Annotated in this window: 11 protein-coding genes and 1 pseudogene; 4 read left to right on the forward strand and 8 right to left on the reverse strand. The window is 62.8% G+C overall.

The window, feature by feature from the left end; all coding sequences use genetic code 11:
* The first annotated feature begins 56 nt into the window (after nucleotides 1-56).
* Nucleotides 57-1,586 (forward strand): phospholipase D-like domain-containing protein, encoded by a 1,530-nt coding sequence (locus NE852_RS29035; protein WP_037173954.1) that lies wholly within the window; start codon nucleotides 57-59, stop codon nucleotides 1,584-1,586.
* Here the strand turns inward: NE852_RS29035 and NE852_RS29040 are convergent.
* Nucleotides 1,533-2,492, reverse strand: a complete 960-nt coding sequence (locus NE852_RS29040) for a lysylphosphatidylglycerol synthase domain-containing protein (protein ID WP_008532408.1) — start codon at nucleotides 2,490-2,492, stop codon at nucleotides 1,533-1,535. The genes NE852_RS29035 and NE852_RS29040 overlap by 54 nt on opposite strands.
* Before the next feature lie 106 nt (nucleotides 2,493-2,598).
* On the opposite strand from NE852_RS29040, the gene NE852_RS29045 reads away from it, so the two are divergent.
* The gene (locus NE852_RS29045) at nucleotides 2,599-3,327 is read left to right on the forward strand and encodes an endonuclease/exonuclease/phosphatase family protein (RefSeq protein ID WP_008532407.1); all 729 of its coding nucleotides are present in this window, start codon (nucleotides 2,599-2,601) and stop codon (nucleotides 3,325-3,327) included.
* 95 nt (nucleotides 3,328-3,422) lie between these two features.
* On the opposite strand, the gene NE852_RS29050 is transcribed toward NE852_RS29045, so the two are convergent.
* The 3 genes from NE852_RS29050 to NE852_RS29060 form a co-directional block, all read right to left on the reverse strand.
* Nucleotides 3,423-3,674, reverse strand: coding sequence for a hypothetical protein (locus NE852_RS29050; protein ID WP_008532406.1), 252 nt, complete (start codon nucleotides 3,672-3,674; stop codon nucleotides 3,423-3,425).
* A gap of 116 nt (nucleotides 3,675-3,790) precedes the next feature.
* The gene (locus NE852_RS29055) at nucleotides 3,791-5,689 is read right to left on the reverse strand and encodes a potassium transporter Kup (RefSeq protein WP_008532405.1); all 1,899 of its coding nucleotides are present in this window, start codon (nucleotides 5,687-5,689) and stop codon (nucleotides 3,791-3,793) included.
* A gap of 175 nt (nucleotides 5,690-5,864) precedes the next feature.
* On the reverse strand, nucleotides 5,865-6,371 hold the full coding sequence (locus NE852_RS29060; protein WP_258157142.1) for a hypothetical protein: 507 nt from the start codon (nucleotides 6,369-6,371) through the stop codon (nucleotides 5,865-5,867).
* Nucleotides 6,372-6,407: 36 nt separating this feature from the next.
* Between NE852_RS29060 and NE852_RS29065 the strand changes: the two genes are divergently transcribed.
* Together NE852_RS29065 and NE852_RS29070 are read left to right on the forward strand one after the other, a co-directional pair.
* Entirely contained in the window at nucleotides 6,408-6,638 is a 231-nt protein-coding gene (locus NE852_RS29065; protein ID WP_037173948.1) for a LacI family transcriptional regulator, read from the forward strand.
* Nucleotides 6,599-6,891, forward strand: a pseudogene (locus NE852_RS29070) (substrate-binding domain-containing protein); the annotation flags it as partial. The gene NE852_RS29065 and the pseudogene NE852_RS29070, both read left to right, overlap by 40 nt.
* 73 nt (nucleotides 6,892-6,964) lie before the next feature.
* Here the strand turns inward: NE852_RS29070 and NE852_RS29075 are convergent.
* From NE852_RS29075 to NE852_RS29090, 4 genes are all read right to left on the reverse strand, one after another.
* The gene (locus NE852_RS29075) at nucleotides 6,965-8,422 is read right to left on the reverse strand and encodes an HlyD family type I secretion periplasmic adaptor subunit (protein ID WP_258157143.1); all 1,458 of its coding nucleotides are present in this window, start codon (nucleotides 8,420-8,422) and stop codon (nucleotides 6,965-6,967) included.
* Complete coding sequence (locus NE852_RS29080; RefSeq protein WP_008532395.1) at nucleotides 8,419-10,563, reverse strand: peptidase domain-containing ABC transporter; 2,145 nt, start codon at nucleotides 10,561-10,563, stop codon at nucleotides 8,419-8,421. Before NE852_RS29080 ends, NE852_RS29075 begins: the two co-directional genes overlap by 4 nt.
* Before the next feature lie 95 nt (nucleotides 10,564-10,658).
* The gene (locus NE852_RS29085; protein WP_008532394.1) at nucleotides 10,659-10,967 is read right to left on the reverse strand and encodes a hypothetical protein; all 309 of its coding nucleotides are present in this window, start codon (nucleotides 10,965-10,967) and stop codon (nucleotides 10,659-10,661) included.
* A gap of 70 nt (nucleotides 10,968-11,037) precedes the next feature.
* Entirely contained in the window at nucleotides 11,038-12,270 is a 1,233-nt protein-coding gene (locus tag NE852_RS29090; RefSeq protein ID WP_008532392.1) for a GTP-binding protein, read from the reverse strand.
* Between the last annotated feature and the right edge of the window lie 27 nt (nucleotides 12,271-12,297).

Here is a 12,297-nt window from a genome sequence, read left to right on the forward strand (position 1 = left end):
TCGGGAACCCTGTTAAATTCCAGGCGTTTGCTTTCAGTCAAACGGCCGAGGCGAACATGACCGCATTCGAAACCATATCCAATCAACCGTACCTGACCCGAACAAAAGCGCAACATCCGGGCGGAGAAAAAGACGGAAGTCCGGTATTGCGGCTCCAGGGACGCGCGGAAAAAGCCGCCTTTCTGATCAACGGCAACCAATATTTCGCCGAAGTCTCGCGGACGCTACGGCAGGCGCGGCGAACGGTCTGGATCGTCGGGTGGGATTTCAATCCCGACATACTGATGGAACCTGGCAAATCCGACGAAACATTGGCCGACCTGCTGCATGGCCTGGCAGCGGAAAATCCCGCGCTCGAGATACGCATCCTCATCTGGGCGCTCGGGCCGATCTATTCGGGAAAGTCCCTGCAGGTGCTTCGCAAGAAGAATTTTCCCAATAATCCCAGGATCGATCTGCGTTTCGATCTTCAGGGCGCCCTGCGCGGATGCCACCATCAGAAACTCATCTGCGTCGATGACGCTGTCGCCTTCATCGGGGGCATGGACCTGACGTCGCGGCGATGGGATACAAGGCACCATCGCGCGAGCGACAGGCTCCGGCGCGACCCCGAGGGCGTGTCCTACGATCCGCTGCACGACGTCCAGGCGATGGTCATGGGCGAGGCCGCCCGGCTGATCGGGGATATCGCCCGGCAGCGCTGGGAAACAGCCACCGGGGAAATCCATGGGCCGCTTCCCGAAAGCATGCAATTCGCCTGGCCGGACGATCTTGCGGTTTCGCTGCGCCAAGTCCCGGCCGGCTTCATCCTGACGGAGCCGGCGACCACGTTGCGCGCCGGCATCGGCGACGGGATAGCCTCGTCCTTGGACATCATCTCCCGAGCCCGGCGCCGCCTCTACATCGAGGCGCAATATCTCGCCTCCTTCCGGGTCGCCGACGCCATTGCCGCGCGCTTACAGGAAGCGAGCGGACCCGAGGTCGTCGTCATCTGCACGCGCAGCTCCCACGGGCTCATCGAAAAGCTCGTCATGGGAGGCAATCGCGACCGCGTCATCCGCCGCCTCAAACGCGCCGATCGCGCAAACCGCCTACGAGTCTACTATCCCGTCGTGCCCGGGCCGAAAGTGCCTGGGCCGCCAATGCCCGGGCCAGCGACGGGCAGCGAGGTGGAGGTGCTCATCCATTCCAAGCTGATGATCGCCGACGACGGGCTCGTCCGCATCGGCTCCTCCAATCTCAACAACCGCTCGGAAGGACTTGATTCTGAATGCGATCTGCTGTTCGAGGCCGAAAGCCCTGAGCATCGCCGCGCAATCGCCGAGCTGCGCAGCCGCCTGCTTTCGGAATATCTCGGAACGTCCCCCGCGAGCTTTGCCGCGGCCTATGCGCAAAGCGGCTCGATGATCGACGCGATCGACGCGCTGAACGACGGGGCTCGCGGCCTCAGGGAGTTCCCCGTCGAGCTTAACGGGAGCATCTCGCCGGTCAGGGGCACCGCGATCTTCGACCCGGCCCGACCTTTCCTGCCCCTACACCGACTGGGCCTCGGCGCGATCGTCCGCCTCTTCGCCCGGACTGCCTGAGCGCCGGAAGACGACTTCGCTGATGAAGAGCAGGACGGAGCCGAGCGCCAGCGGAATGAAGAAATAGGCGCAGCGGAAAGCGATCAGCGCGCCGATCGAGGCCTCCTTCGGCACGACATAGGAAACGGTCGCCTCCAGCACGCCGAGGCCGCCTGGTACATGCGTTGCGAGGATCGCCGAATTGGCAAGCACATAGGCCGTCACCGAGCGGAAGAAGGCGACGTCGCCGGAGGCCGTCAGCATCTGGTGCAGGCAGGCGGAAACCAGCATGAAGTTGACCGTCCCGACGCCCACCTGGGCGAGCGCGATCGAAAAGCGAGGCAGCTGAAATGACCAGCGCCACAGCCGCAGCCTGCCGCGGACGAAAAACGCGAGAGCCGCATAGGCGGCCGGCACGATCAGCGCCAAAAGCCCTGAGGCGCGGGCGCTTGCTGTATCGACGCGCAGCAAACGGGCTGCGTCATCGGGATTGACGATCAGGGCAAGGCCGCCGAGCGTGATGAGACCAAGCCCCACGGTGACGCCTGAGAACAGAATGATCTTCGCCACGTCCTCGGCCGTCAGTCCCCAGCGTGAATAGTAGCGATAGCGGAAGGCGCCGCTGCTCAATCCGGCAAAGCCGATATTGTGACCGAGCGAAAGGCTGACGAAGGACGCCAGCACGATCTTCCGGTAGGGCAACGATTTGCCGAGCGAGCGGATTGCCAGCAGATCAAAGCAGCTGAGGCAGAGATAGGACGCCGCCGCTAGGAGAAGCGCTGCGCAGAAGGTCGAAAACGGGATGCTGCGAACCGATCGGACGATCTCGTCCGGGCTATATTGCTGGAAGATCCGGTAGAGCAGAAAGCCGGCAAGACAAAGGGCGGCAACGAACAGCCCATTCCAGATTATGCTTTTCCAACGCATCGATCATCCTCGAAAGCGCCGCCGTTGCGGCGTGCTCTTCCGGAACGATCGAACGAGTTCCGTGTTCCCGGTGAAGCGCTTCTCCGTTCCCTCCTGTGTGGTGGCCATGCCGGACAGACCGATCAAACTCCTGACCTACAACGTCCACAGCTGCATCGGCGGCGACCGGAAGCTCGATCCCGGCCGTATCGCCGCCGTCATCGCCGAGACGGAGGCCGATATCATCGCGCTTCAGGAAGTCGATGTCGGCAGGCGCAGGACTGACGGTATCGACCAGGCGCACGTCATCGCCTCGCTCCTGAAGATGCAGGCGCATTTCCATCCGGCACTGTCGATTGCCGAGGAGCAATATGGCGATGCGATCATCACGGCACTACCGACCGGCGCGGTCAAATCAGGCCCGCTGCCCTCCATCGGCGAAACGAGAGGCGTGCTGTCCGTCGAAATAACGGTCGGCGACCGGAAGCTGCTCGTCGTCAACACCCATCTCGGCCTTCGCGGGCGCGAACGCATCCGGCAGATGACGACGCTGCTGAATTCCGGGTGGCTGCATGGCACGTCGGAACTGTCCCTTCCCACCGTTCTCTGTGGCGATTTCAACGCCATCCCCTCTTCCGCCACCTATCGGCTCGCCGCCCGGCTGCTGAAGGATGCCCAGCTCGCCGGCCCGCGAGCGCCGAGGGCGACCTTTCCCGCCCGCTACCCGCTGATGCGCCTCGACCATATCTTCGTCAGCGACGATCTCGCCGTCCACAGCGCAACGGTGCTCGAAAACCGCCTGACGAAGGTCGCCTCGGACCATCTCCCGCTGCTGGCGGAAATCGGCTTCGCCTGATCCTCCCAACTGGTTGACCATTGGATGAAAGGACGCGTCTCGGCGCGTCAGCGCGGCATAGGCCGTCCGCGCGCCCCGGCGCGACGCGCGCAGCGTCAGTGGCAGCTGTAAAGCAGCGGCGTTACGTCTTCGTCCGCCAGTTCCGGGTAGAGCTGCCTGCGCGTGCGGGCAAGCGCTTCGGCCTCCCGGCGGTTCCGTTCGAGCAGAACCGATGTCACGTCCTTGTAGGGTGCGCCGTCCGACAAGGCGACGCGGACGGTTGCGCCTTGCGAAAGGAAATCGCAGAACGACTGCACCGAGCGTAGCCGCGTCGTGATCTCGACGTAGCGGTCATCATATCCAGCCATGCAATCCTCCTTTCAAGACAGGAAGGTTTCACGCACACTTCGGCAACAAGATGGCGTCCGCTCAATTCGTCGGCATATCTGCGCTTGCGGACCCGCCCCCCGCCGGACCAGTTCGGTCAGATCACCATCTGCTCGCCGAGTTCGACGACACGGTTGCTCGGCAGCTGGAAATAATCGGACGGATCGATGGCGAAACTGGCCATGGCGATGAACAGGCGATCCTGCCAATGGGGAAGACCGGTATTGGGATCGCCGACAAGCTTGCGCCGCCCGACATAGAAGGAGGTCGACATGATCTCGAAATTGAATCCCGCCTGCCGGCAGAGCGGCATGGCCGCCGATACGTTCTGATCCTCCATGAAGCCGAAATTGAGCTGGATCTTGCTGAAGCGGGGCGACAGCCGCTCGATCGTCACGCGCTGCGATTCCGGCACATAGGGCCGCGACGCCGTCCGGATATTCAGGATGACGTTGCGGTCGTGAAGGACCCTGTTGTGCTTGATATTGTGCAGCAGCACGTTCGGCGTCATGTCGGGGACGCTCGTGAGGAAGATCGCTGTTCCCGGGACATCGACCGGGCTGTGGTCGGATTTCCGCTCGATCGACTTGATGAACTGGGCAAGCGGAATGTCGTTGCGCGCCGACTTCTCCCGCACGAGAAGCGTTCCCTTCTTCCATGTCCACATCATGGCGATCAGCGCTGCGGCGATCAGCACCGGAACATAGCCGCCATCATGGATCTTCAAAAGGTTGGCGCCGAGGAAGACGCTCTCCAGCAGGAAGAGCGGAAGCAGGACGGCAAGGGCTGATACCACCGTCCAGCCCCAGATGGCGCGAAGGAACTGATACGACAGCACCGTGGTGACCACCATCGCGCCTGTCACCGAGATCCCGTAAGCCGTCGCCAGCGATTCCGAGCTGCCGAAGCTGAGGATCAGGGCAAGCACGCCGACCAGCAGCACCATGTTGACCGCCGGAACATAGATCTGGCCGGTATTCGAGGCCGATGTGAAGCATATCTCCAGCCGCGGCAGGAATCCGAGATGGATGGCCTGGCGCGCGAGCGAGAAGGCGCCCGTGATCACCGCTTGGCTGGCGATGATCGTCGCGGCCGTCGCCAGAAGCACGGCCGGCAGCAGCGCCCATTCCGGAAACAGCAGGAAGAACGGATCGGAAGCGGCAGCCGGGTTTTTCAGGACGAGAGCGCCCTGCCCGAGATAGTTGAGGGCAAGCGATGGAAAGATGACGGCGAACCAGGCGAACTGGATCGGCTTGCGGCCGAAATGTCCGAGATCGGCATAGAGCGCCTCCGCGCCGGTGACGGTCAGGAAGACGGCGCCGAGGATGACGAGACCGACGAAGCCCGCATGGGTGATGAAATCGAGCGCGTAATAGGGATTGAGTGCGGCGAGGATGGAGAAGTCGTCGGCGATATGCAGCAGGCCTGATATGCCCATGACCACGAACCAGACGAGGGTGATCGGTCCGAACAGCCTGGAAACGGCGGCAGTCCCGACCGATTGCATCAGGAATATGACGAGCATGATTGCCACCGCGATCGGCAGCACATAGGGCGTAAAGACGGGCGTCACCAGTTTCAGCCCTTCGAGCGCTGAAAGGACCGAAAGCGCCGGCGTGATCATCGCGTCGCCGATGAAAAGGGCGGCTCCGATGATGCCGGCGAAAAAGAAGATGGTCGCGTGCTTCTTCGTCTTCTTCATCAGAAGGGCAAGCAGCGACAGCGTGCCGCCCTCGCCGTCATTGTCGGCCCGCAAAAGAAAGAGCACATATTTGAACGTGACGATGATCGTCAGCGTCCAGATCATCAGCGAGATCAGCCCGATCACCTCGGGCGGGGTCGCCCCATCGTGAGCGAAAGGCCTGAGGGCTTCGCGAAAGGCATAGAGCGGGCTGGTGCCGATGTCGCCATAGACGACCCCGATCGCGCCGAGCACCACCGCCGCGAATTGTCGCGAACCATTTTGGCTGCAGGCATCATGGGCTGTCGCAGTCATCGGGCATCCTCGGCATTTGGTCCAGACCAAGGATATGGTGCGGCCATCGCGATTTGAAACGGTATCGAAGCCTGATCGATCCTATCCGAATGAGCTCAGGCCAGATCGGCCTCATAGCCGACTCCCAACCCAATTCCAAGAAATAGAGCGCAATCGCGCGCGGAAATGGCGCGACCTACGCCCTGGCGAGCTTCCGGTTCAGTGCGGCGGCGACAAGGGGCAAGGCGGTGGTCGCCACCGCTCCAAGCGGCAGCCGGCGGATGCCGCGCGCGACGACGAATGCCGCCGCCATCGCGCCTGCCAGCTTGAGCCATGGCTGATCGCCGAGCTGCGCATGGGCGCTCGCATCGGCCCATCGGACGTTCTCGGCAACCACCGTCGCGGCCTGCTCCCTGATCACGTGAAGGCGAGCGCGGAGGTTTTCGAGTTCTTCCCTCAACTCCTGCAGGCGGGCATCCAGAGCATGCTCCTCGGAGATCCCAAGGGGCTCGTCGGCATAGGTGTCGACAGGAACATCCCCGCCAAGCGTGGCCAGATATGCCCGATACTCCACCTCGCTCTCAAAACCCTCACGCCGAAGGAGAGCCGGATTAATGTCCGCCTCTTCTCCATTCGTCCTTGGAATTCCGGTGTCGTCGTATCTCTTCTCCGTGCCGAAGCCGGCTGACTGGTCCTTCACCATGATGCGTCTCCCGTTGTTTCCGGAAGAAAACGCTCGATGGCTCGAATTGATCCGCCCGCCGCCGTTTCGCCCTCATCGTTGCTATGGACTGAAACGCTCGGGCCGGAAGCCGGCAAGCAGCGAGTGGCCGCTCTCGAGTACCGGCCGAACGAACTTGCCCGCAGCATGAGCACCGGCCGTTCCGGCTTCATCGGGGTCGTGGTCGGTGATATCGAGAATGCCTTCTGCCGACGGCACTCCTGGCATCCGACAGCCTCGTCGGACTGAGGATCTTCAAGTCGCTGCAATCGCTCGGGCTTTCGATACCGCGCGATATCTCGATGATTTCCTTTCTCGACGCCGACTGGACCAGCGTCACCATTCCCCCGATCACCGTCGTCGACCAGCGCGTCTAAAACATAGGCAAACTTGCCGGCGAGCGTCTCGTCGCCCGCATCGAACGAACGTCGCTTACCGTCGAACACCTGCGCGTCGGCACCACCTCGTCGTACGCGGCTCCGTCGCAGCACCCGGCAGGTGATGTTTCCCAGCTATGGCATGCCGATATATCCGCCTTGAAGCTCACTTTGGGGGCTCATCGGGCGAATTGATCCCTACGGTTCGCGTATTGCGTTATCCAGGCCGCGCAGCAGCGGGTACAGGAAATAGGAGATCACCGTGCGCTTGCCGACCTTGATTTCCGTGGACACGGTCATGCCGGGAAGCAGACGCACCGGCACGTCCGAAGCATTCAGCCTGGTATCGGCAAGCAGGATGCGGGCCTTGAAGAAGGGGGCGGCCGGCTGGCTTGGGGTGGCGGTCTGTTCCTGCTGGCCGGTCAGGAACGTGTCCTGGCTGATGGTGCGCACCTCGCCGGAGGCCGTGCCGTATTTCTGGAAGGGATAGGCGTCGAGCTTGATGCGGGCCTCCTTGCCGACGGCGATGCGGCCGATGTCGCGGGTGTTGATCGACACTTCCGCTTCGAGCGGCACGTTGATCGGCACCAGGGTGACGATCGGTTCGGCTTCGCGCACGACGGAGCCGATGGAGCGCTGGGCGAGATCCAGCACGACAGCATCGGCGGGTGCCGTCAGCGATACCATGTTGCGGCGCAGTTCCATCTTCTTCAGTTCTTCATCGGCCATGTCGCGCTGGCCGCGCAGATCCACCAGTTGCTCCATCGCGGCGCGGCGGAAATCCTCGATGAAGGCCTGGCGGTCGGCTTTGAGCTTTGCATAGGCATGCGCGGCCTCATCGGCCTTGCCGCGCACGGCCGTCAGATCGGATTCGACGTCGAGACGGGCGTCGCGCGAGCCGAGCATGGTAATCAACGAGCCGCTCTGCGTGTTGAAGAGCCGCTCGCGCGCGCCTTCGATCTGCGAGAGCGTGTCGCGCCGGTCGACGAGCACGGCCTCCTGGTTCTTGCTGGCGGCAAGTGCTGCCGACTGACCGGCGATCTGCTGCTCGAAATTCTGCAGCTGCGCCGTGTAGAAGGCCCGCCGCTGGCCGAAGAGCTGCACCTGCAGCATCTCGTCAGGGGTTTTTCCGGCCATGACGGTGTAGTCGTCGCCGGCAAGCTCCGCTTCGATGCGCTTCACCTGGGCATCGAGCGCGGTGAATTTCGCGTGCTGCTGGTCGACATCGGCCTGGCTGAAGGTGGCGTCGAGCGTCGCGAGCGTCTGGCCGGCATGCACCACCTCGCCGGCCTTCACATCGATCGTGCGGATGATCGAGGTCTCCAGCGGCTGGACGACGATGGTCGGCTGCGTGGTAACGAGCTTGCCCGGCGCAATCACCACCTCGTCGATTGATGAGACCGAGGCCCAGGTGATGGCGGCCGCAATCAGCGCCGTCACGCAATAGAGCGTCATGCGGGCAACGCGTGGCGGCGCACGTTCCTCGAGTTCCACCGCATCGGACTGGAATTCCGCGATAGCAGGCGGCAGCGGCGGGCGGGCTGCAAGTTCCCTGCCCTTGACTGCGGGGGCCTTGACTGCAGGCCCTTTGCCAGTGGGTCCCTTGTCTGTGGGGACCGGCATATTTTCGTCGGATTTTCTGATATGCGCGTTCATGCGACCTGCCTCATCTGCTGGGCCCAAAGGTGGCGGTAGGTCATGCAGCGCGACACCAGCTGGTCGTGCCGGCCGATATCGGCGACCTTGCCCCGATCGATGACGAGAATGGCATCGGCATCCACAAGCGTCGAAAGCCGGTGCGAGACGATGACGACGGTGCGGCCGGCGGCGATCCGGCTCAGATTCTCGCGGATGATCGCCTCGCTGTCGGGGTCGAGCGCGCTCGTCGCCTCATCGAAGATCAGAAGTTTCGGATCGGTGATCAGCGCACGCGCGATCGCCAGCCGCTGCCTCTGGCCACCCGAGAGGTTGGCTGCGTTTTCTTCCAGCATCGTGTCGAAGCCGCGCGGCAGGCGCTCGATGAATTCTTCCGCACCTGCGATGCGGGCGACCTCCATGATCTCCTCGATACTGGCATCGGGTTTTGCGGCGGCGATATTGTCGCGCACCGAGCCGCGAAACAGGAAGTTATCCTGCAGCACAACGCCAATGCTGGTTCTCAAGTGGACGAGGTCGATCTCGCGGCTGTCATAGCCATCCATGCGCACCAGCCCTTCCTGGCTCTGATAGAGCCCCTGGATGAGCCGCGTGATGGTCGTCTTGCCCGAGCCGCTCTTGCCGACCACGCCGAAGACCGAGCCCGCCGGAATGGCGAAGGAAACATTGTCGAGCGCAGGCGCGGCATCGGGAGCATAGCGGAAGGTGACCCGGTCGAATTCGATGCGGCCATGCAGATGCGGCCTGACACCACGCCCGCGGCCCGCCTGTTCCGGCCGCTGGTTCATGATCTCGCCGAGCATGCGCACGGAAAGCGCCACTTCCTGATATTCGTGCACCATGGTGACGATCTGTACGAGCGGTCCGGAGACGCGGCCGGCGAGCATGTTGAAGGCAACCAGTGCGCCGATCGTCATCGCACCGCTGAAGACATCGAGCGCGCCGAGACCGATGATCGCCACGCTCATCAGCTTTTCCAGCAATCCCGTCATCGACTGGGCGACGGTCGAGATTTTCTCGACCCGGAAGCGCACCGAGATCGACTGGGCCGAATAATCATCCCAGACCTTGCGCTGGCGCGGCTCCAGCGCCAGTGACTTGACGGTGCGCATGCCGTGCACCGTTTCGACAAGCAGGGCCTGCCGGTCGCCTTCGGCCTGGTAAAGCGCCTGCAGGCGACGCTGGAACGGCCCGACGAGCATCATCACAACAAGCCCGACGAGCGCGGCGAAACCGAGCACCACGAGCGTCAGCTTGACGCTGTAGAGAAGCAGGATCGGCACGAAGACGAAGAGCGAGACGCCGTCGAGCAGCGTCAGGAACAGCCGACCGGTCAGGAATTCGCGGATGCGCCCCGTCTGCTGCATATGCTTGACGAGAACGCCGGCCGAGGCCTGCTCGAAGAGCGAGATCGGCAGGTTGAGCAGATGGCCGAAGGTGCGCGTGGCGATCCGAATGTCGATCCTGTTGGTGGCATAAAGCAGCAGATAGCGGCGCAGGAAACTGAAGGTCGCGTCGAAAACGAGCGCCACCGCGATACCGACCGTCAGGACAGTCAGCGTCGCATAGCTCTGATGCACGAGCACCTTGTCGATGACGAGCTGGAAAAACATCGGCGTCGTCAGCCCGAGGCCGTAAAGCACGAAGGCGGCGAGCGCCACATCGCGGAAGAAGCTGCGCTGCCGGATGATTTCTGGAATGAACCAGCGGAAGCCGAAAGGCCGGTCCTCATCCGACATGCGATAGTTGCGCTTGAGCAAAACCACCGATCCGAGCCAGGCCTTGCCGAATTGCTCCTCGCTCAGCAGCATGACTTCGGGGCGTGCAGCAAGCGGGTCGAGAACGCGGATCTTCTCATCCTCGCCCTCTCCGACGGCGCCGGCGATGACCACCCAGTTACCGTTCGAAAGTTCGGCAAGGGCCGGAAAGGCCTCGCCGAGCTGAAACAGGCCTCGCCAGTCGAGCGTCAGGTGCCTCGCCCTGAGGCCGGCATCCTTGGCCATCCGGAGCATCTGCCGCACGGCCACCGGATCGTTGCCGACGGCATAATCGTGCTGCAATCGCTCGGGCGAAAGATCGACGCCGTGATGACGCGCGACGAGCGCAAGACAGTGCAGGTTGGTATGCAGAAAACTATTCATGGCCCACCCGAAACAATACGAGACCGCGGCTTGGATTTAAGTCGGGGCATCCTCCGCGCGTCCGGATGGACGCGCAGCGCTCCACACTCGGTTTATCAGTTGAAGTTCGGCGAGGCGTTCGACGCGCCGGCCTCCCCCGCCTGGATATCGGAGGCCGCCGCAGCCGACATATCGCCGATCCGGCGAACCGCACCCGCTTCGACCAACCCGCCGAGCGCCTTCTGCATGAGATCAACCGCATTGGCGAAGGCATCCACCGGCATGATGATGCGCTGGCGGAAGATCGGCTTCGGATTGTTGTTGGCGTCGCGGTCGGTGGCCGAGAGCGACATCAGGTCGATGCGCACGATCGTTCCGGTAATGGTGATTTCACCGATGCCATCTGCATAAAGTTCGCTGCTCATTGTTCTCTCTCCTGTTTGAAGTCAAAACACCTGTTCATCTTTGAATCGACGCATCGCACCGAAAGCCGCTTCACACTTTTCGGTGCGATGCGTGCGTATCGTGCCGCCAGGCCGGAAACGGATCGCGAAGGCCGACGGCGGTCTGCGGATCGAAACCCGTCTCCTCCCCGGTCAGGCAATCATCGAGTGCGGCCCAGATCGCCGCCTTGTCGAAGCCCGAACCGATGAAGACGAGCTCCTGGCGGCGGTCGCCCCAGACAACGTCCCAATGCCGGTCGATGAGCTGGCGGAATTGCGGAAAGCGCGGCCATTGCACCTGCGGCACGGAGGCCCACCAATATCCCCTGGTTTCGATGCGGCACTGGGTGCCGGCGATCGACAGCAGGCCGATCTCATCGGGCCTCGTCGCCAGCCAGAAATGGCCCTTTGCGCGGATGAGGCCCGCCCATTTCCTGTCGAGGAAATCCTTGAGCCTCAGCGGCGCGAAGGGCCGGCGGCTGCGATAGACGAAGCTTGAAATGCCGTATTCCTCTGTTTCCGGCACATGGTCGCCCCAGCCGAAGAGCTCCTTGTGCCAGAGCGGATGGCGGGCAGCCTTCGCCTCGCTGAAGAGGCCGGTATCGAGGATCGTGCCAAGCGGCACCTGGCCGAAAACGGCCTCGATGACCTGGGCATCCGGATTGAGTGCGGCGACGACCCGGCGAACCTCGGCAAGATCGGCGCAGGATACGTCGCCTGCCTTGTTGATGATGACGACGTCGGAAAATTCGATCTGCTCGACGAGCAGATCCACGAGCTTGCGCTCATCGTCCCCGTCCCGCCTCTCGCCGCGATCGGCCAGGAACTCGTCGCTCTGGTAATCGGCCAGCAGATTGACCGCATCGACGACGCAGACCATCGTGTCGAGACGTGCCACATCGCAGAGCGCCGCCCCGCTTTCGTCGCGGAAGGAGAAGGTGGCTGCGACAGGCAGCGGTTCGGCAATGCCGGTGCCCTCGATCAGCAGATAGTCGAAGCGGCCGGCGGCTGCCAGACGCCGCACCTCGCTCAGGAGGTCCTCGCGCAGCGTGCAGCAGATGCATCCGTTGGTGAGCTCCACCAGCGTCTCGTCCGTGCGCAGGAGGTCTGCACCGCCCTCGCGCACGAGATCCGCATCGATGTTGACCTCGCTCATATCGTTGACGATGACAGCAACCCGACGACCCTCCCGATTACTCAGGACATGATTGAGGACAGTCGTCTTCCCAGCGCCGAGAAACCCGGCGAGAACTGTAACGGGCAATCTGTTGTCTGTACGCATCATCGATACTCTCACTCTTTACTCGATGCT

The organism is Rhizobium sp. Pop5 (assembly GCF_024721175.1).
Lineage (GTDB): Bacteria > Pseudomonadota > Alphaproteobacteria > Rhizobiales > Rhizobiaceae > Rhizobium.